General features: G+C 42.9%; 23 protein-coding genes. 14 read left to right on the top strand and 9 right to left on the bottom strand.

Features of this window, described 5'->3' with window-relative positions:
* Positions 1-222 precede the first annotated feature (222 nt).
* On the top strand, positions 223-1,464 hold the full coding sequence (pncB, locus tag JMY05_RS05890; protein ID WP_201614468.1) for a nicotinate phosphoribosyltransferase: 1,242 nt from the start codon (positions 223-225) through the stop codon (positions 1,462-1,464).
* A 7-nt stretch (positions 1,465-1,471) separates the two neighbouring features.
* Here pncB and xseB read toward each other — a convergent pair whose 3' ends face one another.
* From xseB to JMY05_RS05875, 3 genes are all read right to left on the bottom strand, one after another.
* Positions 1,472-1,720: an exodeoxyribonuclease VII small subunit gene (xseB, locus tag JMY05_RS05885; protein ID WP_045446121.1), complete on the bottom strand. Its 249-nt coding sequence runs from the start codon at positions 1,718-1,720 to the stop codon at positions 1,472-1,474.
* 62 nt (positions 1,721-1,782) lie between these two features.
* A complete protein-coding gene (xseA, locus tag JMY05_RS05880) occupies positions 1,783-3,297 on the bottom strand; it encodes an exodeoxyribonuclease VII large subunit (RefSeq protein WP_201614466.1) in 1,515 nt (504 codons plus the stop codon).
* Between the two features lie 213 nt (positions 3,298-3,510).
* Positions 3,511-3,879 carry a hypothetical protein gene (locus tag JMY05_RS05875; protein ID WP_045446124.1) on the bottom strand — a complete coding sequence of 123 codons (369 nt, stop codon included), beginning with the start codon at positions 3,877-3,879 and terminating at the stop codon, positions 3,511-3,513.
* 314 nt (positions 3,880-4,193) lie between these two features.
* On the opposite strand from JMY05_RS05875, the gene JMY05_RS05870 reads away from it, so the two are divergent.
* The 11 genes from JMY05_RS05870 (at position 4,194) to purF (ending at position 15,599) form a co-directional block, all read left to right on the top strand.
* Positions 4,194-4,853 carry an alpha/beta hydrolase gene (locus JMY05_RS05870; RefSeq protein WP_198330959.1) on the top strand — a complete coding sequence of 220 codons (660 nt, stop codon included), beginning with the start codon at positions 4,194-4,196 and terminating at the stop codon, positions 4,851-4,853.
* 312 nt (positions 4,854-5,165) lie between these two features.
* On the top strand, positions 5,166-6,266 hold the full coding sequence (gene zapE / locus JMY05_RS05865; protein WP_045446247.1) for a cell division protein ZapE: 1,101 nt from the start codon (positions 5,166-5,168) through the stop codon (positions 6,264-6,266).
* A 155-nt stretch (positions 6,267-6,421) separates the two neighbouring features.
* Complete coding sequence (locus JMY05_RS05860) at positions 6,422-7,066, top strand: nitroreductase (protein WP_045446127.1); 645 nt, start codon at positions 6,422-6,424, stop codon at positions 7,064-7,066.
* 177 nt (positions 7,067-7,243) lie between these two features.
* Positions 7,244-8,539 carry an NAD(P)H-dependent glycerol-3-phosphate dehydrogenase gene (locus tag JMY05_RS05855; protein WP_201614464.1) on the top strand — a complete coding sequence of 432 codons (1,296 nt, stop codon included), beginning with the start codon at positions 7,244-7,246 and terminating at the stop codon, positions 8,537-8,539.
* Between the two features lie 84 nt (positions 8,540-8,623).
* Entirely contained in the window at positions 8,624-9,082 is a 459-nt protein-coding gene (locus tag JMY05_RS05850; RefSeq protein ID WP_045446130.1) for a SixA phosphatase family protein, read from the top strand.
* A 230-nt stretch (positions 9,083-9,312) separates the two neighbouring features.
* Complete coding sequence (gspL, locus tag JMY05_RS05845; protein ID WP_201614462.1) at positions 9,313-10,569, top strand: type II secretion system protein GspL; 1,257 nt, start codon at positions 9,313-9,315, stop codon at positions 10,567-10,569.
* Between the two features lie 48 nt (positions 10,570-10,617).
* Positions 10,618-11,184, top strand: coding sequence for a type II secretion system protein GspM (gspM, locus tag JMY05_RS05840; RefSeq protein ID WP_045446133.1), 567 nt, complete (start codon positions 10,618-10,620; stop codon positions 11,182-11,184).
* 165 nt (positions 11,185-11,349) lie between these two features.
* A complete protein-coding gene (locus JMY05_RS05835; protein WP_226914222.1) occupies positions 11,350-11,895 on the top strand; it encodes a DUF4870 family protein in 546 nt (181 codons plus the stop codon).
* A gap of 182 nt (positions 11,896-12,077) precedes the next feature.
* Positions 12,078-13,112: a quinone-dependent dihydroorotate dehydrogenase gene (locus JMY05_RS05830; RefSeq protein WP_060490895.1), complete on the top strand. Its 1,035-nt coding sequence runs from the start codon at positions 12,078-12,080 to the stop codon at positions 13,110-13,112.
* Positions 13,113-13,248: 136 nt separating this feature from the next.
* The gene (locus tag JMY05_RS05825; RefSeq protein ID WP_045446136.1) at positions 13,249-13,746 is read left to right on the top strand and encodes a CvpA family protein; all 498 of its coding nucleotides are present in this window, start codon (positions 13,249-13,251) and stop codon (positions 13,744-13,746) included.
* A gap of 317 nt (positions 13,747-14,063) precedes the next feature.
* Positions 14,064-15,599 carry an amidophosphoribosyltransferase gene (gene purF / locus JMY05_RS05820; protein WP_055124190.1) on the top strand — a complete coding sequence of 512 codons (1,536 nt, stop codon included), beginning with the start codon at positions 14,064-14,066 and terminating at the stop codon, positions 15,597-15,599.
* Between the two features lie 275 nt (positions 15,600-15,874).
* Here purF and JMY05_RS05815 read toward each other — a convergent pair whose 3' ends face one another.
* The 6 genes from JMY05_RS05815 to yajC all read right to left on the bottom strand — a co-directional run bounded on the left by JMY05_RS05815 (position 15,875) and on the right by yajC (position 22,734).
* Positions 15,875-16,240 (bottom strand): AzlD domain-containing protein, encoded by a 366-nt coding sequence (locus JMY05_RS05815; protein WP_045446139.1) that lies wholly within the window; start codon positions 16,238-16,240, stop codon positions 15,875-15,877.
* On the bottom strand, positions 16,230-16,961 hold the full coding sequence (locus JMY05_RS05810) for an AzlC family ABC transporter permease (protein WP_045446142.1): 732 nt from the start codon (positions 16,959-16,961) through the stop codon (positions 16,230-16,232). Before JMY05_RS05810 ends, JMY05_RS05815 begins: the two co-directional genes overlap by 11 nt.
* A gap of 141 nt (positions 16,962-17,102) precedes the next feature.
* Positions 17,103-18,524 carry an MATE family efflux transporter gene (locus JMY05_RS05805; RefSeq protein ID WP_201614460.1) on the bottom strand — a complete coding sequence of 474 codons (1,422 nt, stop codon included), beginning with the start codon at positions 18,522-18,524 and terminating at the stop codon, positions 17,103-17,105.
* Between the two features lie 313 nt (positions 18,525-18,837).
* Complete coding sequence (gene secF, locus JMY05_RS05800) at positions 18,838-20,109, bottom strand: protein translocase subunit SecF (RefSeq protein ID WP_045446145.1); 1,272 nt, start codon at positions 20,107-20,109, stop codon at positions 18,838-18,840.
* A 9-nt stretch (positions 20,110-20,118) separates the two neighbouring features.
* A complete protein-coding gene (gene secD / locus JMY05_RS05795) occupies positions 20,119-21,996 on the bottom strand; it encodes a protein translocase subunit SecD (RefSeq protein ID WP_045446149.1) in 1,878 nt (625 codons plus the stop codon).
* 408 nt (positions 21,997-22,404) lie between these two features.
* A complete protein-coding gene (gene yajC / locus JMY05_RS05790; protein WP_045446152.1) occupies positions 22,405-22,734 on the bottom strand; it encodes a preprotein translocase subunit YajC in 330 nt (109 codons plus the stop codon).
* Positions 22,735-23,285: 551 nt separating this feature from the next.
* Between yajC and JMY05_RS05785 the strand changes: the two genes are divergently transcribed.
* Both JMY05_RS05785 and JMY05_RS05780 read left to right on the top strand, forming a co-directional pair.
* Positions 23,286-24,569, top strand: coding sequence for a CNNM domain-containing protein (locus tag JMY05_RS05785; protein ID WP_198330963.1), 1,284 nt, complete (start codon positions 23,286-23,288; stop codon positions 24,567-24,569).
* Between the two features lie 445 nt (positions 24,570-25,014).
* Entirely contained in the window at positions 25,015-25,509 is a 495-nt protein-coding gene (locus tag JMY05_RS05780) for a nuclear transport factor 2 family protein (protein WP_055124185.1), read from the top strand.
* Positions 25,510-25,835: the final 326 nt, after the last annotated feature.

The raw sequence follows: 25,835 nt of genomic DNA, 5'->3' as shown, positions 1-25,835 counted from the left end.
TATGATTGATGCCTTGAGCATAATTACTATCGCAGCATGATGGTTCGTTTTATTATCGTTGTATTTTTGCTGTTATAGCCGTTGAGTTATGAAAAACCAACCAAACTTCGTTATACTCAAAAGCTGAGCGTTTTCTATTATTAATACTTTTATAGTTATGTATACCTATTTCGTCGCTGGATTTGTTTGGCGGCTTTTCATTTTTGTATTTAAGGCTGTAACATGACCGTTACTCATACCTCTAAACCTTTTGAACCTATTATTACCTCTTTACTCGATAATGATTTATATAAGTTTACGATGCTGCAAGCCATGCTGCATCAGTTTCCACAGACACATGGTGTTTATCGCTTTCGCTGCCGTAATAATAAAGACACGCTGTATCCATTGGCTGATATTAAAGATGATCTAGAGCAGCAGTTAGACAATTTATGTGAATTACGATTTTTAGAGGATGAACTAGAGTACTTACGTGGTTTGCGCTTTATGCGCTCAGACTTCGTTGACTATCTAGAATTGTTTAAGTTGAAACGTCGTTTTATTACCGTCAGTACGGATGATAAAGGTCGCTTATTTATCGATATCGAAGGGCCGATGATTCAAGCGATGTTCTTTGAAGTGTTTGTTCTTGCCATCGTTAATGAGCTGTATTTTGATGCGCTATCGAATGCCAGTGTGATTGAAGAAGGGCAGCGCAGATTGGATGAAAAAGTCACATTGTTGCATCAATATGCGAGAGAGCAGGCAAAATGTGATGCTAATACGCCGCCATTAATCATCGCTGATTTTGGTACTCGCAGACGTTTTAGCAAAGCTTGGCAAGCCCATGTGGTTGAGACCTTGCATAAAGCGGAACCAAAAATAGTGAGCGGTACTTCCAACGTGTATTTAGCAAAAAAACTCGGAATGACGCCAATCGGTACGATGGCACATGAATTTATGCAGGCATTTCAGGCTTTGGATGTGCGTTTACGTGATTCACAAAAAGCGGCGCTTGAAGCATGGGTACATGAGTATCGCGGCGATTTGGGTATTGCGCTGACCGATGTCGTTGGCATGGATGCGTTTTTACGCGATTTTGATTTGTATTTTGCCAAGCTGTTTGATGGTTTGCGTCATGATAGTGGTGACCCGTATATCTGGGGTGATAAGGCGATTGCTCATTATAAAAAGCTTAAAATAGACCCAAGAACGAAGATTTTGACTTTTAGTGATGGTTTGGATTTGAATAAGGCTTGGGATTTACATCAGTATTTTAAAGGTCAAATAAAGACCAGCTTTGGTATTGGTACCAACCTCACCAATGATATGGGTATCACCCCGATAAATATTGTCTTAAAGTTGGTTGAATGCAATGGGCAGCCGGTCGCTAAACTGTCAGACAGTCCAGGCAAGACCATGATTAATAACGACACGTATCTTGCCTATTTGCGCCAAGTATTTGAAGTCGACGAGCCTGAATAGAATTGACTTAACTGTCGCTATTCTCTGTTTTATCTTCTTCTTCAGCAAAAGCGGCATCTAGTGCTTGCTGTACCGCATTGATACGGGTTTCGCAAACGCGATAAGCAGCAATTGACTCTTCCACTGTGGTCATCAGATTATCAATATCTGGCTCATCTTGTTGCTGTAATTCAGCGGCATTGGTTTTTAGAATATCATAAGCCGCCTTAAAGGTTTTTGGGGCGGCTTTTTTGCGTTTGCGAGTAGGGGTTGTCATAAGGTTTCCTAATTTTAAAATAAAGTCTTTGATTAAGTTGAATCGACGGTAGGTTGTACTTCTTATTTATTAATGTTTACGTCAATAATCTGTGCTTTTGCTTTACCGTCCTTTAAGAGGATGTGCACCGTTTGTTCTGGATGGAGCTGCATACCGCTGGTCAGTATTTGCTTATCTTTTGCATCAGTAAGCATGGTATAGCCTTGCTTGAGCACCCGAGAAGGGCGATGCAGGAGCACAATATCACGCAGATGTTCGCTATCACGCTGTGCTTGTATTAACTGCTGCTGTGCCGAATGCATAATCGTTTTTTGGTTATTTTGACTGGCACTAGCAGCCACTGTTAACTGCTGATAGGCCGCTGCTTGAGTCTGTGTGCGTAGCTCGCTGGTGAGTCTGGCGGCTTGCTTGACCTGTCGCTGAGCGCTTTGCTGAATACTACGCCACGCATAATCACTGTCTTTTTGCAGAGCGGTTAATTGACCAATTGTTTGCGATTGTATTTGGCTCAACTGGCGTGTCGTTTGCTGCTCAGCGGTGTTTAATTGACGTTGGGCTGCTTGCTTGATTTGCGCTTGGTATTGCAGCGTTTGAGTGACGAGCTGGGCTAAATGCGTCATGATAGCGGCAATCACCTTTGATGGGGTATCAAAGCTAGTATGCGCGACTTCATCTAAGATCACTTTATCACGCTCGTGACCAATGCCAACCCAGACAGGGATAGGCTGCTCTGCAACCAATGCTGCCAATTCATAATCATTTAGATAGGCTAAATCACCGACCGCACCGCCGCCACGAATAATGACTAATAAGTCTGGCAGGCGCTCATAAGTATCAAAAAACTGCTGCTGGGCGTTAACGATTGCTTGGCGGATTTCGCTTGGCGCATGATTACCCTGAAAGGTCGCGTTATGATAATGGAAATGACAGGCACCTGTGCGCGCTAAGCGATCAGCGTCGGCTTGAAAATCACCTAATCCAGCGGCTTTTTCAGGGGCAATGACCAGCACATGCTCAATATCAAACGGAACAGGCAGCTGTTGATTCAGGTTTAATAAGCCTTCTCCCGTCAAGCGATCGACCATCTCTGCATATTGTCGCGCCAAGTCGCCTAACGTGTAGCTAGGGTCAATATCTTCAATAGTGAGAGAGAAGCCATATTGCGCATGGAAGCCTGCGGATACTTTGAGCAATACTGTCAAATCACGATCAAGGGGCATGCCAGTTGCGCGCTCAAATTTTGCTAATACCCGCGCGGCTTTAAAGCGCCAAAGATTGCCGCGGCAGCTAGCAATGACCTTACCGTCATCATCTTTTTCTGCCAATTCAAAGTAATAATGCCCGCCTTTACTAGATAGATTGCGAATCTCTGCTTTTACCCATACACGGTGGTTAAAGGTCTGTTTGATAACCATATCAACGGCTGATAAATAGTCACTCAATCGCAGAACGGTATCTTCTAAATTGACTTCAATATTATTTTCTTGCTCAGCTAACTCGGCTTCCAAGGTCGCTAAATCTTTAGCAGGCGCTAATACCTTAGCTGGTTTCATATTTGACAGGTTGGGTTTGCGCATAATAATAGACCAAAAGTGAGGGAGCTTAAAAACGGGCTGTTTATAGAGTAAGAGTCATAAAAAATCAGAAAGGGTAGTTTACCCCAAAAGCGAGCACACAAAAAGAGAAGCCAACCCGTCAGCGACTAATATATTCTTATCGCTGATTGGTTGGCTAAATACTTTATTAAATAACAAGCCGCCAAATAAGTGCTTTATGAAATAATAATTATTTTATTGGCAGCGAAAGTTGATTTTATACTCGTAATCGTCGTCACGTGATAAGTTCGGCGAGCCCGTACCAAGGATCGTACCGAGGACGGCACTGGCTTGCCCAATCATCCGACCGGTATTTTCATCTAAAATACCGTTATAAGTGACTTTGTCATCGACGATAATAACTTGCTTACCTCTGCAAGTCTTTTGTGCGCTGTCTATCGCATTTTGCTGTGCTTTTACTTTGCTATCGGCGATGCCAGTCGTCTCATAAATAGAGTTGGCACGCTGGATAACTGGTGATGAAGGCGTAGTTTGGCAAGCACTTAGGGCGAGTGCTGCCGCCAAAGTAGCAGTCAGTGCAGCGGTTTTATTAATAGTATTCATAAACGATTCCTAATGTCTGTCAGTCATACATAAAGTTGAATATCACAGCAAAGTTGAGGATACGCCATGCACGTATCAGTCCATAGGTGGCTCAACAACTATGATGAATCTACCCTATTCGGCTCTGGGGTGTCTAGTCGGTTATTGTGTGCGGTATTGCAGAGACCGCACATATTCATCATATATTCATAGGCGACGTTTACTTATGATGAGCGAAAATGAAAATAAGCGGTACTATGACACAGCAAATCACTTGAAATATAAACCATATCTAGGATAATTGACCTATTCATTTTTAATCAATAAGTAATTTTATGCCATTAATTCCTGCTCCTGCTGGCGTGCTCGAAGTCGACGCGCTTTGGCAACAAGACAATCCTAACAATCCAAATACCGATACAGTGGCGTTACTGTGTCATCCCAATCCGTTATTCGACGGCACGATGAATAATAAAGTGGTGACGACGATGTATCGCTTTGCTCGTGATAATGGTATGCACGTGGTACGCTTTAACTTTCGCGGTGTCGGGCAGTCGACTGGCGAGCACGATTATGCGGATGGTGAAGTCGTAGATGCAATGACCGTGCTACAATGGATTGCAGAGCAAACCAATGCGCGCAAGTTATGGTTGGGTGGTTTTTCTTTTGGCGGTTATGTGACAGCACGGGTGGCTGAGCAGGTGCTCGAAGCCCCTCATATTTGGGGGCTAGGCGATTTTGAGATTACTAAAATCGCCCTTATTGCTCCATCCGTTGAAAAAAATGACAGCAGTGATATAAGCTTGCCAGCCGATAAAACGTTTGAGATTTATGGCAATGCTGATGAAGTGATTGACCCTGATAATATGCAAGCATTTGCGGAGCGATTAGGGATTGCTGTCAGCGTTGTAGATGGCGCAGGGCACTTTTTTCATGGGCGTCTGTCAGAATTGAAAGGCTTATTAGAAAAGCATACCTTTGGTAGCGACTCTTAGTTGTTAGCTAGGGCGTGTCATCAATTAGCACATTAGTACGTTTAGTGGTCTTAAAATGGCTAAATTTTGCTAAACATCGTCAGCAATTTTGTCAATATGTTCATATTAACGGCAATTGCTTCCTTGTTTATCTACAATTTTTCTCATTTTAAGCCTCACAATCTAATTGATGACACACCCTAGTAATATTAGGATAGAGAACCGCTATCAAGTAATGAGCTCTGATCGCTTCATTTTGACGAGTTCATGCAGAATCAACCATTACCTTACTATTTATTTTGTCTAATGATGAGTCGTATTATGAGTCGTATTATGAGTTTATCTCCATTGCAACGTTACGAGCAAGCCGTCAGTACAGATGAGTTTACTCGAGATGAGCAGCAATTTAAGGCCATGAGCTATCTTGATGAGATACATCATCAGCTCATCAATAGTGCGCCACAGAAGAAAGGCTTTTTTAGCTTTTTAAAGCCCAAGCCGACAGCACCAACGGGTTTGTATATGTGGGGCGGGGTAGGTCGTGGTAAAACATGGATGATGGACATGTTTTATGATTCATTGACCATTGATCGCAAGATGCGCCTGCATTTTCATCATTTCATGCAGCGCGTTCATCAAGAGCTAAACAAGCTGCAAGGTGAGAGTGACCCATTAGAAAAAGTCGCCGACATCATTTATGCAGAAGCGGTTATTATCTGTTTCGATGAGTTCTTTGTTTCTAACGTTTCTGATGCCATGATTTTAGGTGATTTGTTCACCATGCTATTCAATCGTGGTATTACATTGGTCGCCACCTCAAATATTGAGCCATCAGGATTGTATAAAGATGGCTTACATCGTGACCGTTTTATGCCTGCTATCGCTGAAGTGGAGCGTCATACTACGGTGATGAATATCGATTCTGGTATCGACTATCGTTTGCGCGTATTGCAGCAGGCAGAGCTATATGAATCGCCTATGACGAAAGCGAATCATCATTGGTTAGCCAACCGTTTTGCCAGTTTATCCAATAACCAAAAAATCAGTAATGAGCCGATTACGATTAATGGTCGCGAAATTAGAATTAACGCTCGCACTGAGGATATTTTATTCTGTGATTTCCGTCATTTATGTATGGAGCCACGATCAGCATCTGATTTCATCGAAATCGCCAAGCAATTCAGCACAGTATTGGTCAATGCCGTGCCTGCCTTAGACGATGACTTACGTGATCCGACCCGTCGGTTTATTTATCTGGTTGATGAGTTTTATGATCGCCGTGTTAAGTTGCTGGTTAGAGCGCAGCAGTCCATTTTGGATCTATATCAAGGAGAGAAATTGGCGTTTGAGATTGAACGGACACGCTCGCGCTTGCTTGAGATGCAGTCAGAGGATTATTTGCGCATGGAGCATCGGGTCGATGATGCGGCATAATCAAAGCCTCTTCATAGCTGATGATAATCTACAAGTTGTCGATTAAAGCACTCATGGTTTTTCATTCAAGTCACTCACACTCAATATTGATATATATTCGTTTGACAGACCCTAGTTTTTTTATATAAAAAGATAATAATAAATAAGGAGCGGTAATGACTACATCCGACGAAAATGATAAAAAACTGTCGACCAAAGACATCACCATAGACAGTATGCCGATTAGCAGTGAAGAAATGATTGGCTGGATCAATTCAAGGCGCAGTATGGGCAATCTAGACACGCCAGCACCCACACAAGCCCAAATTGAAACAGCGATTGAGTGTGCAGCGACTGCACCAGATCATAAAAAACTGCGCCCATGGCGTTTTATAGTGACGCAGGGAGATGCGCGTTATGAATTGGGAAAGGCCTTGGTCACAGCAGCCCAAGCTAAAGCGGTGCAAGAGGGCGACACGCTGTCCGAAAAAGACATCGCAAAAACTCAGGCCATGCCATTAAGAGCGCCCGTCATCATTACAGTTGTCACAAAAATACAAGCGCATAAAAAAGTCCCCCCTTTTGAACAAATGCTAAGTGCGGGTGCGGCTGTACAAAACCTGATTTTGGCGCTAAAAGCCCAAGGCTTTAGTACAGTGTGGCGTACGGGACTGCTATGTAATGAAGCTGCTGTTAAATCACATTTTGACGTTGGTCCAGATGATTATGTGACGGCGTTTGTTTATACTGGCACCAGCCCCAAAAATGAACCCGCCCGTAAACCGATTGATATCGAGTCTTTAGTGCGATTTGAGTCATAATATATCTAAGCGCTGTTTAGTGGTCCTTTTCTCTTGACGAATACCGCTCTCTAAAAAGACAGTCGGTCGTATAGCAAAAAGATAGATAGCCTCAATACTCTAAAGCGTCATAAGTCATGATAAATAAACCATGATAAATTCTATTAATAATAAATCAGCCAATACGGATAACAGCAAATGAACAGCCCTAATGATAGCAACAAAGACATCAGTAGCGATAATACTGAGGTGAATACGAATGCCCCTGAAAAGCAAAACAGTCTGCTGGCAGGTATCATCGAACGTGCTACCAAATCGGGTATTGGTCGTAAAAAACTCAATCCTAGCGCGGTAGAATCAGCAGTGGCAAAAAACATGGCGGATATTCACAGCAATCCTACCAAGCTACGTTTGGCGTTTTTAGGCGGTGGTAGTTTTGGTACAGCAATGGCAAACTTGGCTGCACGCAATGGCTGTGATACCACGCTGTGGGTACGTAACAAGCGTACGGTAAAGGCGATGGTAAAAACGCAGACCAATAAAAAATATTTACCAGGTTATAAGCTGGATGACAGCCTTAAATACAGCCATGACTTGGCAGCAGCCGTCAAAGATAAAGATATCGTTTTTATTGCGGTGCCTGGTTTGGCTTTTCGTGAGACCCTAAAAAATATTGCACCATTTATCAGTGGTCAGTCTATTGTGTCATTGACCAAAGGTATGGAGAAAGATACTTTTGCCATGATGAGCGACATTATTAAAGATGAGCTACCTGAAGTGAATTTTGGTGTCATGTCGGGGCCAAACCTTGCGATAGAGATCATGAAAAACATGCCATCAGCGACCGTTATTGCCAGTGAGTCTGAGCCATTGCGCCATGCCGTACAAGCCGCATTACATAGTGCGTTTTTTCGAGTGTTTGCCAGTGATGATGTCAAAGGTGTGGAGCTTGGCGGCGCGCTAAAGAATATCTATGCGATTGCTATGGGAATGGCGGCGGCTTATGATGTTGGCGAAAATACCAAGGCAATGATATTGACTCGTGCTTTGGCAGAGATGAGCCGCTTTGGGGTTGAGGCGGGTGCGAATCCGCTTACCTTCTTAGGATTGTCTGGTGTGGGTGATTTATACGCTACTTGTAGCTCAGAGCTCAGTCGTAACTATCGTATCGGCAACATGCTCGGTCGTGGTATGAGTATTGAGGCCGCGGTGAAAAAACTCGGTCAAACGGCTGAAGGGGTCAATACCATTCAGCAAGTGCATGAGAAAGCCACCAAGCAAGGCATCTACATGCCTATTACCCATGCATTGTATGCGGTCATTTATGAAGATAAAGCAGCATTAGGTGTGGCATTACATCTCATGGAAGCGGGCTTCCGTAGTGACGTTGAATTTGTAATGGCGCATGATCATAGTAATGCGGCGCTAACTGCGCAGATGAAGACGTCAAGCGATAGCACTGATGATGAAAGTGGCGATACTGACAGTAAGTAAAAACCCCAATGTTAAATGATGACGTTGTTTTAAGAATGATTATTCTGCAAACAACGTCATCATGACAATGCATAAAGGAAGGTTATGAAAATTATACTAGTACGTCATGGTCAAGCAGAAGATGAGTCGCGCCCAGACAGCGCGCGCCAGTTAACTGACTTTGGTCAACAGCAAGCAATGCAGACGGCAGAGTATGTGATGACTCACTATCATCCTGATTGTTTTGTCGTCAGTCCCTATGATAGAGCGCAGCAGACGCTAGCAGCATTTCAAACGCGCGCGCCCAAGGTTCCAGTAATCGTACAGCAAAATATCACGCCTTCTGATGATGCGCGTCAAGCTTTAATAGATATTGCGAATATTGACGCTGAGCGTCTGGTAGTGGTGTGTCATATGTCTATCGTTGCTTATATCGCTGGTCTATTAACTGGTGATTATCCTGAATCATTTTCTCTTGCAGAAGCAAGGGTGTTTGAGATGGACTTTGTAATGGCAGGTATGGCAAAAGAGATTGATCGTTTTGTGCCTGAGCAGCCGTATTGAGATTAGGTCGAATCGTCAGTGATATTGTTGGCACTTAGTCTATTGACGCTTAGTGGTGTTAAACTGGCTAAATAAGGGTTGGCTACTAAAATTTCAGTCGCCAATGCATCAGGTTTTAGCTATTACAGGAGAACGATGATGATAACAAACCAACCTGCATCAGCATGAAATTGTCTGAATCCTACCTTATCCTACATTTAAAACAGCTTTAATAATTAAGGACACGCTTAGTGTTACATGTTTGGTTACGAGCGCAGCATAGCCCGCTAGCTGTCTGGCATGAAGATATTCAGCAATGGCAAACGGTTGATGGTTGGCAACAGCTGCAAACGATCTATGGTAATTATAAAACCAATGCGCAGAAGACTTTGTGTCTATATTTTCCATCAAGCCATATATTGCAGGTAGATACTGAGCTGAATGCGACTCAGCTTAAACAGCTGGGCAATAGCGGCAAGCAATACTTGTTTGAAGAGACATCCTTGACCCCTGTCGAGCAATTGGCGATTCGGCAAATCAGTGAAGCCGATAATCACCAACTGTATGCACTGGCGCAAAGCGATATCGAGTCATGGCAGCAGAGTGCTAAGCTCGCTGGCATGAGCATAACGGCGTTACTGCCTGATTTTCTATTGTTGCCAACGCCAGATGAAGGGGCAGGTCAGCAAGTAACACTGTATCAAGATGAGCACACCATGCTACTGCGTCAGTCATTGCGACAAGGTATGGCTGTCAGTTATTTGCCCTTAATTTTTGAACGTTTCCCGCATTTAAGTGAAGTGAATATATTACCGCCCATAACGGCTTTAGATGATCTTTCAAAGCCAACAAATTCGTCAATGTCCACAAGCTTTATGGCACAAACGGCCGCGCTTGTTGCAGATCATCAGTTATTATTAACCACATTGACTACGCCGCCCAAGCCTGTTGACAGCCCTGAGCGTCACGCGCTTAATTTCTTTATTAAATCAACGGACTCAAAGCTCTCACCGTATTTGCGTGTGGCAGCGATGGTCGCGTTATCGGCACTGGTATTACAGATGGCGACCGATGGCCTGCAGTGGTATCAGTATAATAAGGCGGCGGTAGCGACCAAAGCTGAGATTGCGGCGCAGTATCAAGCTTGGTTTCCAAATGAGCCATTAAGCTCACGCACCAAACTGCAAGTGCAATTACAACCAAAGCTGCGCAGTGACAGCCAAGCACCAGCCTCTCATATGGCAGCATTGACTCGCATATCCCCGTTAATCAAGCAGTCTTCACTGCGGGCGCAAGCGTTAGTGATGGAGCCATCAGCACTCAGCTTTACCTTGATTGCCCCTGATCGTAATAGTCTTGATAAATTTACGAGCACACTTGTTGCGCAGGGTTTAAATGCCAAGCTTGCACAGGTAAACAGTAATGAACAAGGGCAGTTTAGTGGTCAGGTTACGGTGAATGTCGTAGAAAATAATAACACGACGCAAACCAATGTAGCGGCATCATAATTTATTTGCCAACTAGGCAGTGGTAATAAAAGTCAAAAAGGTTGGAAAATGAAACGATTGCAGCGCCGCACCAAAGATAACAACATCACGCCAGAGACCAGTAACAGTATTGGAACCAATGTGCTGTCAACGCGTGTAAATAATTTCCAACAGATGCTATCGTTACGCTGGCAGGCACTTTCGCCGCGTGACCAGTTGGCATTGGCCGTACTGTCTATTTTCTTATTATTGTTCATTGGTGGCTATGGTGGTTATAGTATTCATCAAGCGGCAAACGACAGTAAGCGCGACTATCAAGAGCAAGTGGCTGATTACTTTTGGTTGCGTGCCCAAGCTGGCAATATCGATAGTAATGCGATGAATGCAGCGGATGGTGAAGCGGCCATGCCACCTGCCAATAGTATCAGTGCATTGTTAAACAATTCAGGTATTGCCAACGCCCAAGTCGTTGCAACGGGTGATGCCGTGCAACTGAGCTTCAATCATGCCAGTCAAGCAGTGGTCAGCACCGCACTTGGCAAACTCGAACAGCAAGGTTGGCAATTCAGTCAGCTATCGATACAGCAAGACTTGGTTACCAAAGCCATTCAAGTACAAGCGACTGTCACCTCATAAATCGATATGCTGTGGAAACTGGAAGTATTTTAATTCTTGTCTATTGTCGCCCCAAATTAACTGATCATCAATTTCTAAAATAACCATTTGTCATTAGTGTCATTGAAAAATTGCACGTTTGACACAATTAATTAACTATCACACAGCCAGAGATGGATATTTAAGATGAATCAATCTTCTGATCGCAAACCTGACACGCGTAGCCATCAGCAGACCAGAACTGCTGAATACCAGAGTAATTCGTCAGTTGAAGCTGCATTTGATCATGAAATGACTCAGCAAAGGCAGAGCTATGGGGCGAGTGACAATATGAGCAACGGTAAGCGCCGTTCTTTAATCACTTATAATCACATTACTTATTTTTTATACGTAATCAGCTATTTTACCGCTGGATTACTGTGGGTTGTACCAATTGTGATGAACTATGCGAAGCGCCATGACGCAGAGGGTTCGTGGTTGTCCACGCATTTCGATTGGCAGATTAAGACCTTTTGGTATAGCATCGTATTTTTCTTCTTAGGTATTATTATCATTACCTTTGCATTAGGGGGTTTTGGCATTAGTATGCTGGCTGATAGCAATAATATTGCCATTGGTTCGGTATTATTAGCGGTATTTGGCCTGCTAATCATGATTTTCACCTTCATATGGCATCTTTATCGTATCGTCCGTGGTTGGATAGCCCTGACGGATGGTCGTCCTGTACCTTAGGGACTGTAGAATACATCTGTCAGCTCCTTAGCCAATATGTAGGTATAGCTATTAGCACTCTAATACAGAAATTTAGCGCATGAAACTTTGCTCTTATTTCTGTTAAGCTGATATAATCGCAGCGCTTGATTTTATTCGCACTATTCACTCACTATTTCTTTCGAGCAGGGTCTGCCATTACTATGTCTTATGCCTTACTTCGCCCTTTTTTGTTTAAGATGGATCCAGAGCACGCCCACGAGATGACCTTATCTTTATTAGATAAAGCTCATAAAGCACGTGTTTTAGGTTTGGTATACGGTCAGTCAATGCAGCCAACAGACTGCATGGGCTTGCAATTCACCAATCCGGTCGGCCTAGCGGCAGGACTGGATAAAAATGGTGATTATATCGATGCGTTGGCTGAGCTGGGCTTTGGTTTTATAGAAGTGGGCACGGTCACGCCAAGACCGCAAATAGGCAATGATAAGCCAAGGTTGTTTAGAATCAAGCAAGCGGATGCTATCATCAATCGAATGGGTTTCAATAACCAAGGTATCGATTATCTGATTGAAAACGTCAAGCGCTGTCAATACAAAGGCAATATTGGGATTAATATTGGTAAAAATGCCGATACGCCAGTAGAGCAAGCCGCCGATGATTATGTCTATTGTTTAGAGCGTGCTTATCCGCATGCCTCCTATATCACCGTTAATATCTCCTCACCAAATACTAAGAATCTGCGTGATTTACAAAGTGGCGAGGCATTGACTCAGCTTTTGGATACGATTAAAAATCGTCACAGCCAATTAGCCACTGAATATGGTTTTTATGTGCCACTGGTATTGAAAGTTGCGCCTGATCTAGAGCCGCTACAAGTGGATTATATCTCGCAGCAATTGCTCGATTTTGAGATTGATGGGTTGATTGCGACCAATACAACGTTGAGCCGTGTTGGTGTTGAAGATTTACCTGATGGTGAGCAAGCAGGTGGTCTATCCGGTCGCCCAGTCAGCCACATTAGTACCCAAATTTTACAACAGTTCTCCGATCAGCTAGATGGTAAAGTCGCTTTAATAGGCGTCGGCGGTATTGACAGTGGTGCAAAAGCCGTCAAAAAAATCGAAGCGGGTGCAGATATGGTGCAGCTCTATACGGGGCTCATTTATCGTGGTCCTGGGCTGGTACAGTCTTGTATTCAAGCAATCGGTGGCTATTACGACGCGATGGAGCTATAGCGGATCAATATCCCTAGCTCATTACCTATCATATGCACAAGATGACTGTATTTTGAGCTGAGTCATCATAGATTAATGTGTCACAAAAACGAAAGCAAACATCCGATAAAAATCAATAAGGTATGAGGCGTAGAACATGAGTGGTCTGGATATCGTGATTGCTATTGTTGTTTTGATCGGCTTATGGCGCGGCTTTCAAGTCGGATTGATTAAAACAGCCGTTGGTCTAGTCGGTTGGTTTATTGCCCTGATCGCTGCCACACGTTTGGCAGGAGTAGTTTCGCCGCAACTATCAGGCATGGTACAAAACCCTGTTTTACAAATGGCAATGGCATTTTTATTGGTAGTGATAATCATATTGGCCATCATGCACTTAGTGGCATTTGTATTCTCAGGCGTGCTTAAAACCTTACGCTTGGGTGTTGTTGACAAAATGGCAGGTGGTGTACTGGGTGCTGCTAAAAATGTACTGATGGTCTTAGTTGTGCTTAGCGTCAGTGCGCCGTTACTGGTGCAAATGCCACAATGGCAAACGTCAGTGCTCGCGCCTGAGCTATTGCCTTATGCCCCGATGGGTAAAGCGTTGGTCTCAGATGTATTAGGTATGGCTTGGGATCAAGTCAATCAGTCGTAAGTATTTTTACGGTTAGCCTTTAATGTCTCAATGATTCGATGCTGATAGATTGGGTTTATGGTGCTAGAAGTTATCGCCTCTATCATATCTTCTTTGTAAGTTATCCTTGATAAAAAATTATTTAATCGCATTTAGAGACCACAAATGCCAATAAATAGTGCATTTTGTTAATAGTCAAAAGATAAATATTCGTTAAATTCTGAACAACAATCATCAGGTCGTCGGTGAGTGACAGTACGCATTTTTGATAATCTACTGTTAGCAGTCTTGCCACTATTGTAGTACTAATTAATGAGTCAAAATAGGATATAGCTATTATGTGTGGAGTCATTGGAGTTGCAGCTCACGAACCAGTCAATCAGATTCTTTATGACGGTTTGACGATGCTACAGCATCGTGGGCAAGATGCAGCGGGTATTGTCACTTTGCAAGATGGACGACTCTATCTACGTAAAGAAAATGGCATGGTACGTGACGTATTTATGAATCGTCATATGATGAAACTGGTTGGTAAGTTCGGTATCGGTCACGTTCGTTACCCAACAGCAGGCACGTCAAGCAGTGCCGAAGCTCAACCATTTTATGTCAACTCACCTTATGGTATTACCCTTGCACACAATGGTAACTTGACCAATGCTGAGAGTTTAGCCAAGTCTTTATACATCGAAGATCGCCGACATCTTAATACTGATTCAGATTCAGAAGTATTGCTAAACGTACTTGCCCATGAAATGCAAAACTTGGGTAAAACTAAAGCAACGCCTGCTGATATCTTTGAAGCAGTCACGGCTGTGTATGGTCGCGTCGAAGGCGCTTATGGCGTGGTTGCTTTGATTACTGGTCATGGTTTGCTCGCATTTCGTGATCCAAACGGTATTCGTCCGCTTATTTTCGGTAAGCGCATGGCACCGAATGGCGGCACCGAGTACATGGTTGCCTCAGAGTCAGTTGCACTGACAGGATCAGGATTTAGTATTATCCGTGATGTCAAACCTGGCGAAGCCATATTCATTGATTTAGATCATAAATTACATACCCATCAGTGTGTTGAGCAGCAAGAATACACGCCTTGTATCTTTGAATATGTGTATTTTGCCCGTCCAGATTCTATCATGGACAACATCTCAGTTTACAAAGCACGCTTACGTATGGGTGAAAAGCTGGCTGATAAAATCCTTGCTGAATGGGGTGAAGATCACGATATCGATGTGGTGATTCCTATTCCAGATACCTCGCGTACGTCAGCGATGGAGCTGGCACTAAAAATGAATATTAAGTACCGTGAAGGGTTTATGAAAAACCGCTATATCGGTCGTACCTTTATCATGCCAGGTCAACAACAACGTAAAAAATCAGTTCGTCAAAAACTCAGCGCCGTACCACTTGAGTTCAAAGGTAAAAACGTCCTGTTGGTTGATGATTCTATCGTTCGTGGTACCACTTGCCATGAAATCATCCAAATGGCACGCGATGCTGGTGCGAATAAAGTATTTTTTGCTAGCGCCGCGCCACCAGTTAAATATCCAAACGTCTATGGTATCGATATGCCAGTACGCAGTGAGCTTATTGCCTCAGGTCATACGGTAGAAGAAGTACGCGATATCATCGGTGCGGATAGATTGATTTTCCAAGATTTGGACGACTTGATTGATGCGGTAAAAGATACCAAGTACAGCAAAGTTGAAGGTTTTGATTGTGCCGTATTTAATGGTTGCTACATCACTGGGCAGATCAATGAAGCGTATCTTGAGCATCTACAAGAGCAACGCAATGACACTGCTAAGACAGGCAAAAAAGGCGTACAGATAGTGGCTGATACCCCAGTTGATATGATGGGCGTCGAAGAGCTTTAAGCTATCAATTTCTTAAAAGTATCAGTTTTTTGCAGCACTTCTAGAAAGGAAAAGGCAGGATTCTCATAAGAATCCTGCCTTTTTTTATTTTAAATATAGTTCAATTACAGGGTTTAAAATTATTCATATGAACTATAGTCAGAGCACTTTTAAACCGCTACGGTGTTACCCGCCCTAGATGTACTCAGTGTACTATCTGCGGTCGGTCGCCTTGTAGCGATTCTAAAATTCCTTGACTATAGAAGCTGTTATCCATTCACATATTTATCAATTTTCTAGTATCCACTTAAAAAATTAGTAAATACCCATAGTAAGCCATTAATGGCGGCGATGCCAACGACCATACTGACCAATAACTGACGGCTGATATGATAAACGAACAACACCAAAATAAGGGCACCAATTTGCGCCATCAATAAATGGAGTTCAGCATTATTTAGCCCAGTCGTTACCGATAAATTTTGATAAGAAAGGCTGGTCAAAATAAGCAATACCATGACTGATAGTGGCAAGCTCTCATTGAGCCGATGCAGCCAAGGTGTGTCTAACAGCTTTCTGGGTATTAATGCAGGTAGCGCGCGGGTAATAAAGGTCACGGCGGCCATCGCAAAAGTTGCAAAAATAAGGTAACTACTGGTCATTGTTGGCTCCCGTTATATTGCGCTGCGTCCAAAACCCACGAGCCAAAATCAATAGCATACAAATGGTGATTGCCACCAATAACAACCAATTGCTAGTAAATAAGGAGGCCACCGCTAAAGAAATGACAGCAATAGCAATTGGGAAATAACGTTTGATACTTTGGAACTGCTCATAAGCTAAGATTGCAAACAGACAGACTAATGCAAAATCCAAATGTGGTACCAAATCGCTCAGAGTACTGCCGATCATGACACCAATAGTGCTCGCTAGTACCCACCAGCTTTGATTAAATAAACTCAATGGTAGTATTAATGCTTGTCTTGACTCATTGGGTAAACTGGTCATAACAGAGAAAGTTTCATCAGTCAGGGCAAATAGGCAATAGGTTTTGGCAAGCTTATGTTCTGGTAGGTATTGCAATAATGGCATACCATAAAATACATGACGTAGATTAATAGCGGCAATATTGGTTGCGATGCTACCAATCGGTAAACCAGCGCTCAGCATCGGCAAACAAGCATATTGAGCGGCGCCCGCATACAGTACAACACTCAGCATAATCGTTGCCCATACAGGGATACCGGCAACTTGTGCCAGCACACCAAAGGCGATACCCGCAGGTAAATAGCCCATCGCCACAGGTAGGCTTTTTTTGAACCCCGCTGCCCAGTCGTAGCTGGTCTCATGCTGTTGATGTAATTCTTTTGAATGAGTAGTCACATGACATCCTAATTTTTGCTGTTTTTTGGTTGTTATTAATATTTTGCGGAAAGATTAATGTTAGAAAACTGGTTTTAAAATGAAGCCTAGCCCGAACAATGGCAAAAACATCCCAGAAAAAATGCACTTAATCGAAGAACATTACACAGACGGCTGGAGCTTTTCATAGCTGGCTGTTTGATGAGCTCGGTACAAGAAGCCACCCAAAATAATCAGCCGAAGTAATAACAAACACCACACGCTTAGCCAAATACCAGTCATATCCCACTGTTGGTAGAGCACCCAGCTAAGTGGAAAAAAGATAGCGGCGAGTATCAAAGCTGCGTTACGAATCACATTGCCGGCAGTTAAGCCAAAAAATATACCATCTAGCCAATAGGCACCAACGCCAACGAGAGGTAGTAATACCGCATAAAGATGGTACTCATATGCCAGCGTAAAAACGGACTCAATATTGGTCATAAATTGCAAATATGTTGGCATCGCAAGCCACCATATCGCACTTAACATGATGGCTAGACCATAACTGACGATACCGGTACGCTTGACGATAGTACGAAAACGTGGCCAATCCCGTCGTCCTGCTGCTTGACCGCTTAACGTCTCAGCCGATACTGCCACGCCATCAAGAGCAAAGGCCGAGATACTTAATACTTGAAGCAAAATAGCGTTGGCGGCTAGGATGACGTCACCACTTTGAGCTGACAAGCGGGTAATCCAAGCGAAACTCAACGTCAAGATCAGAGTACGGATAAAAATATCTTTATTTAATGAAAATAGCCTAAGCATTTTTTCTTTAGAAAAATGTTGCTTGTCGGCAGTGAATAAGGCTTGCCAAGATATTTGTAAATGCTGACGGCTGAGCCACAATGCTAGTATCACGCCCAGCCAAAAGGCAATAGTGGTTCCTAACGCCACCCCAACCAATCCCATCTGCATACCGTAGACAAAAAACAAGGTCAGAACGATATTCAGCATGGCGATAAATCCTTGCTGGTAAAGCATGTAGCGAGTCTTACCTTGACCAGCAAACCAACCAATAAAGGCAAAGTTCATTAGCTCAGCGATGACGCCCCAAAAGCGTACATCTAAATAAATCTTTGCCGTTTGCCCACTTTCGGGGTTGGCCGATAGCGTTTGCAAGCCAAAATCTATCAACCAAGGCTTTGCCAATAACAGAATGCTACCGATAGCAAACGCTAATAACAAGGCACGTTGCAAGATTGATAATAGGGGTGATGGGGTTGGGCTTGACGATTTTGTGATATGAGTAGAATTATCAATATGATTGACTGATTGTCCTAGCGCTTGAGCCGATAGCCCAGAAGACGCATATTGCAAAAAGTTAAAACTCACGAGTAATAAAGACAGTAACTGTATCGCCAAGCCCATCCCAGCAAGTTTAGCCGTGTCATTCATGTTACCCACGATCGCGGTATCGATAACGCTTTGTAGTGGCATGGCTAGATTGGCCAATAACACGGGCAACGCAATAGCAATGATACGTGTATAGCGAGTATCAATCGGTTGCATAGCACTAGGTGGCGAGGTGGTCATTGGCATTTTTGGCTCGTTTATCGCTGAAAAACAAGAAGGGCAGAATTAGTGTCATGAAAGCTATGACATTACCGTATAGTCAATTCATTATAAAGGCGTTACGGCGTTAACCTTACTTGAAGTATGACTTATATATTTGTACTTTGTTGTCCTGACTCTGTTTTAAATAGAGTTAGCTCTAGCAAGTGTGATATTCAAGGCAAAAATAGCTACAAAGACAAAAGCACCTAGACTCATTATTCACGAGTCAGGTGCTTTTTTTGATGCTTGCTTAAATACTATCTTAGCTAGTGATTAGCTTGAGAAAGTATAAAATTTATTAAGCATTGTCTTGTTCAAACATTTTTGGATCATTAAACGTAACAATTTCTTCTTCAAACTCAGGTTTTACTTTCACAATAAAGTCATCGCGTGATAGACCCATACGTAATGGAATCGAGCTTGCAATATACGTTGATGAGTAAGTACCAGCAAGCAGACCAATGAAGAGTGCTACTGAGAACCAATATAGTCCATCACCGCCTAAGAATAGCATGGCAAGTACGACCAGTAAAACAGTGGAAATGGTCATAATGGTACGGCGCAGCGTCTCTGTCAAAGACAAATCGATTGTCTGGCGAGGTGTGATACCACGAACGCGGCGGAAGTTTTCACGGATACGGTCATAAACAACAATCGTATCGTTCAATGAGTAACCAATCAATGCCAAAATAGCAGCCAATACGGTTAAGTCAAACGGAAAACCAAATAATGCAAAGACCCCGATGGTGACAATCGCGTCATGGAACAGCGATAGTACCGCGCCCAGTGCCAGCTTGAATTGGAAACGTAAAGCGACATAACCAAGCATACAGAGCAATGCTAATACCAGCGACATGACTGAGTTTAAGTAGACTTCGTTACCAACTTGGCTACCAATAATATTAACGTTACTGATTTCAACATTATTATTAGGCAGGGTTAATGCTTTAGTGAGGCTACTGTTAAGGCCATCTACGTTATCAGACTGTGGTGGCAGGCGTACGAGGAGTTCTTCTCGTGTACCAAGATACTGTACCACGGCATCATCAAAGCCGTTATCGGCCAATGCTTGCACGACTTCAACTTGCTCGACAGGTTGCTCGTAACGCACATCTGCGGACACACCACCCGTAAAATCAAGTCCTAAGTTTAGACCATTTACTGCAATCGCAATGATACTACCAATAACCATCAATAGAGATAAAAGTGCCATTGGCTTTTCTATCTTCATAAACGGAATAATACGCTGGTTGCCAACGGCCTTGATACCGCCTTCAGCGATTGCAGCCGCATCATCAGCGGCATCACCTGATTCTACATCAGGATTGGCTGCTTGGGTGGCCAGTGCTTGACTGTCTTTACCCGCATCCTTACCACTGCTCAGAGCTTTGTCTTTTTTTGATTTAGCGGTAGTTGGGTTATTGGCTTTGGTATTACTACCTTTACCATCACGGCGTGGTTTTTTACGGCGGCGTGTGCTGTCGTTATTTACCTCGCTGTTTGAGCCACCTGAACCATTTCGATCTGGATTGTTCTGCTGTTCTAAAGGGTTATTCTTATCGATCGCCATAATGTTCTCCTAACCGATGCTCAAACGTTTGATAGATTTACGCTTACCATAAGCAATTTGTACCAACGCACGTGTGACCAAAATCGCGGTAAACAGTGAGCTGACAATACCAATAGCGAGCGTAATCGCAAAGCCTTTAATCGGACCAGTACCAATCGCAAATAGGATAAATGCGACCAATAAGGTTGTAATGTTGGCATCGAAAATACTACTAAAGGCGCGATCAAAACCTGCCACGATAGCGGATTTTGGCCGTACCCCGTTTGCTAGCTCTTCACGTATTCGCTCAAATATTAGTACGTTGGCATCAACGGCCATACCGATAGTCAAAACGATACCGGCAATACCAGGTAAGGTAAGCGAAGAGCCTAAGATTGACATAATAGCAATGATGATAATAACGTTTACGGCTAGCGCCACGTTGGCGATCACACCAAACAGACGATAGAAGATAATCATAAATGCAAAGACTAATAGATAACCGACCTGCGTAGAAAATAGACCTTTATCAATATTTTCTTGACCTAATGATGGGCCAATAGTGCGTTCTTCTACAAAGTACATCGGTGCGGCAAGTGCGCCTGAGCGTAGCAGTAGTGCAAGCTCGGCAGCTTCCGCGCTACTATCTAGCCCAGTAATACGGAAAGAGGAGCCAAGGACCGCTTGAATATTGGCACGGTTAATGACTTTAGTCTCAGCATAAGGTGTTCTAACTTCGACAGTTTCGCCAGTCTCTGGATCTTCTTCGTAAGTGATTCTTTGCTTGTTTTCGATGAACAATACTGCCATCTGTTTGCCAACGGCGGTACGAGTGGCATTTTGCATGAGCTTACCACCAGCACTATCTAAAGTAATGCTCACTTCAGGAGAGCCGCTTTCATCCACACCAGTTTGAGCATTGGTGACTTTATCACCAGTGACAATCGCTTGACGTTCAAGCAGTACCGGCGGACCATCAAGTGTCTCAAACGGGAAAGCTTCGGTACCCGCTGGAGGGATGCCGCCCGTATAGTTTTCGCTGTCTTCAGCAACCATACGGAACTCAAGGTTTGCGGTGCGCCCTAAGACACGTTTTGCCTCAGCAGTATCTTGTACGCCAGGAAGCTCGACGACGATACGGCTAGCACCTTGAGACTGTACTAAAGCTTCAGTCACACCAAGCTCAGCAATACGATTGCGAAGGGTGGTCAAGTTTTGATTAACCGCATAGCTATTGATTTCATCAAGCGTTGCATCGTTGTACGCTAAAATCAGTGCAGGACCTTGCTCATCAATAGAGGATTGCAAGCTAAACGTATTGCCCATTGAGCCTTGCAAAACATTCTGTGCACGGTTACGAGTATCTGTATCAGCGAAATGTAATACCACACTTCGATCTTCGGTCTTAATGCCTTTGATCGCAATTCGCTCAGCACGTAGCTCGCGACGCATGTCACGACTGGCACTGGTCAAACGCTGTTCAAGCGCCTTATCCATATCGACTTCTAGTACAAAACGCACACCACCACGTAAATCAAGGCCAAGCTTCATCGGTTTTGCACCGATATCACGTAGCCACTGCGGCGTCGTTTGCGCCAAGTTAAGCGCGACGACATAGTCTTCGCCCAAGTTTTGACGCAGTACTTCCTGAGCTTTGAGCTGATCGACTGGATTGTCGAGACGTACCAGTGCACTGTTGCCCTCAAAGGTTCCATCGTGGTTATTGATGCCAGCCTCTTCAAGCAAGTTTTGAGACTCAGTCAAGATACCTTCAGACAGCTGTGTACCTGCAGCGGCGCTTGTAATCTGCACGGCAGGTTCATCAGGATAGAGGTTAGGAGCAGCATATAGACCGGCAATGATTAGCACGACGGCAATAAGTAAGTATTTCCAAGCGGGATATTGCATAATCACTTCTTTAGGTTGATAAACGACTGGCGACGTAGGCCACAAGTTAGCAGATGGGAAGTTAGCGATAGCAATGGTTGAGTGCTGTATCTAGCAGTCGTCATCATGCACCATTGCGATCATCCGCGATGATAGTAAAACAGTAGAGCAAATAATACAGACGTATCTTTATATAGTCATCAAAAATATATAGTCAGCAAAATATCACTGATAAAATCAATAAAGACAGCATGGTCAAAAGCATAAACATAAATTGTCTATACTCTATGAGACTGTTTTTACATCATTGCTCTATAGCGAAAAATGACCGTAAATAAGGTACGGTCATTCTTAGGTACTGTATTAATCACTATATTTATTAATGACAGATTAGTAATCATCAATAAAACGCGACTAATATTTCAATCATTAAACGCTTTCGATTGTGCCAGCAGGTAACACTGAAATAACAGAAGCACGTTGTACTTTGACATCAGTATTATTGTTTAGGCTGACCACAGCATAGTCACCTTCAATGGCTTTGATACGGCCCATCAAACCACCAGCAAAAATGATTTCGCTACCGACAGTCAATGCATTGACCATGGCACGATGTTCTTTGGTGCGCTTAGACTGTGGACGAATCACTAAGAAGTAAAAAATCGCAAAAAAAGCAACAGGCAATAGTATTTGACTAAATAGTGACATCGCACCAGCAGCTTCTGGTGCAGCATGGGCAGCTTGAATAAATAACAACATAATTTCTCTCAGTAAGTCATAGATAATAATAAAATTAAACGCATAGTAACAAAAAATCCCAGACTTGGTAACTGTTAATCATAGGCTGAGTATTTTTTTCTTAAGGTAATGGCATGCTAGCGGTCATTACTTTTTGCGGCGATATTTTTGCCACCTCATATAAGTGACGCCAAAGCGCTGAGAGTATAACAAAATTCAAGCAGCGAATGGATGCTAGGTAGTAGTAGCGTAGCAAAAGGTATGGTCAAGGATACCAAAAAACAAAGACTTAACAATAGCGTCTTATTGTGAAATGGCATCATCAATGCTACTATCAAATGGCAATAATTCCCTGCATTTAGCACACGGTTTATTAGTATATAATAGATCCTATTATCTACTGCTAAATCAGTTTTGAGCAGCGAGTTACCATCGTTTTAGCAGATAACTAATAGCTAATTAATCATGTTTGTTTTGTTGTTTGCTGTTAATGATTTAGTATCGTTGGCTCATTATATTATTATCCCTTTTACTTTTTTCTGTTTAGGTTACCTAACTTGTTTACCACTTTTATGTTTGTACCTCGTTTGTGTCGTCCGCGCGCTTGTAAAGAAGCGTCTGCTAAACCTCCTCCGACATCACGCTATTCAAAGCGTCTTCGTCGTACCAATTCAACTGCTGGGTTATCAGCGCTGACGGCGATGCTGCTATTGCCATATCCAGCTTTTGCCGCTGATGCTTTAGCAGAGCCGACCGCGATCAGTGTGTTATTACTCATACTTTTTGTGGTTGTCGCCATCGGTATCTCGTTTGTCTGTTCATTGGCTGAGTCTGCATTACTGAGCATGACGCCGTCTTATATCGCTGATGTTCAAGAAAGCAATCCGAAAAAAGCAAATATGTTAAGACGCTTAAAGGTTGATAATATCGATCAGTCATTAGCGGCTATTTTGACTTTGAATACAGTGGCTCATACATTAGGTTCTATCGGTGCTGGTGCCCAAGCCACGATTGTGTTTGGTAGTGCATGGTTTGGACTATTTTCTGCCATTATGACACTGGCGATTTTGTTTTTATCTGAAATTATTCCAAAAACGCTTGGGACACTATACTGGCGTCAACTAAGCGGTATGGTCGCTTACTTCGTGCGAGGCATTATCCTGCTGTTGTATCCACTTATTTGGATCTCAGAAAAGTTAACCAAATTACTAGTACGTGGCAAAGAACCCCAAGCATTCAGTCGTCGTGAATTTGCGGCACTTGCCAGTATCGGTGAAGAGTCAGGACAGATTGACCCATTAGAATCGCGCATTATTCGCAATTTACTGGCATTTGGTGCGATTAAAGTCGAAGATATCATGACCCCACGTTCGGTGATGCTGGCGTTTGAAGAAAACAAAACAGTCGCTGAATTATTGGTTGATCGCCCAAAATTGACGTTTTCACGACTGCCAATTTATGATGGTGACTTGGATAACATCACAGGTTTTGTATTAAAAACAGACATGTTATTAGCAAAAGTAAACCATGCGATGCACAAGCCACTGACTCAGTTTAAACGTGACATTACTTTTGTTTTTTCAAAAATGAAACTGTTTGATTTGTTAGAGCTGATGCTAAAAAACCGTATTCATATCGCTATTACAGTCGGTGAGTATGGTGAAGTCAAAGGTTTGGTTACTTTAGAAGATGTGTTTGAGACGCTATTGGGACTTGAGATTGTGGATGAAATAGACCGCGTCGAAGACATGCAAGCACTGGCTCGACAAATGATGGACAGACGAGTAGAGCGATTGGGCATGAAGCTTAGTGATGATGAACAACAATACGAAGATAATAGTACGGACGCTAAGTAAGCTTCCGTTTGGCTTATTAAATTGAGATTGTATTGACAGAAAGCGACCTAAAATTAGGGCGAAAACCGAGTCGTGTACTGTGTAAGCGGCTCAGTTAATATATTTTGTATTTATGATAGCGATGGGCAGTGACTCTTATTTTCAGAAATAATTGTGCCATATGGTTGGTATTTTAGTATTCGCAATAATTACACAGGGTGTCACATAGCTGTGAGAATTGAATGATAGTCTCACTCTATGGTAAAAGTACGCTGTCATCATTAATAAGTAGGTGATGATTAAACAGATATTTTTCACAAGTAGAATGAAGAGGGCACACGCTAGCCAGTGCTCGCTTCATTTATCATGATGTTAATGAGTAATAACCGGGTACTATATTTAATCAATAAAAAACGTTAGTCATCAAAAGATGGCAACAACGATAACAGCATTGCTAAGGATTACGATGAAACGATTATGGGGAAAAGGGCTTTTGGCATTATTGCTAAAAAGTGCCAGCGTGGCGGCGGTAGTGGCCGTTGTAAGTACTGTGAGTATCAGTGCACAAGCGGCAGCCATGACCGAAGCTTTGGTGCAGAACTATATAGCCGCAATGAAGTCATCAGCGAATAGCCAAAATGTCAATCAGGTCGCGCGTCTTGTCTCTGACGATGCACTGATTTCATTATCTAGAAAAGGTAAGTCTACCAGTTTAGATAAAGATGCTTATTTAAAGTTGTTGCAAAATAGTTGGAATAACACCTCTAATTACCGTTATGATATTTCTGTAGATAACATCGTTATTACGGGCGATCAGGCCAAAGCCAATGTAACGACCAATGAGAGCTGGGTAAAAGATGGTAAAAATGTCTCATTTGTCACCACTTCAAGAGTGACGCTGACGTTATCGACTGGTAATGCGGTGCTGCTACGTGCCGTATCACAAGTAACGATTAATTAATCGTTACTCGACTAATAACTCAGTACTGGCTAGTCAGCAATTAGGCATTATCAACAATTAGGTATTAATTAATAAGCATTGATTAAGAAACGTCTTTATCAGTGGATGATCAAAAAAGATAGTGCATTAATCAGGCTCTTCGAAGGCAAAGCATTCCATCATTAATAACTATGCAGATTCACAATGTTGAATAATTAAATGATTGATTGCATTTCGTGAGAGGTCTAAAAATTGACTCAACTTATGATGATTATCTTTTTATATTAGACTGGTCTTTGCTTCACATTGCATACTATACTAGCAAGCAACTTTATATTATCACTTTC

Origin of the sequence: Psychrobacter sp. JCM 18902 (assembly GCF_904846615.1) — a bacterium.
GTDB lineage: Bacteria > Pseudomonadota > Gammaproteobacteria > Pseudomonadales > Moraxellaceae > Psychrobacter.
This window is presented reverse-complemented; position numbering and strand designations above follow the sequence as displayed.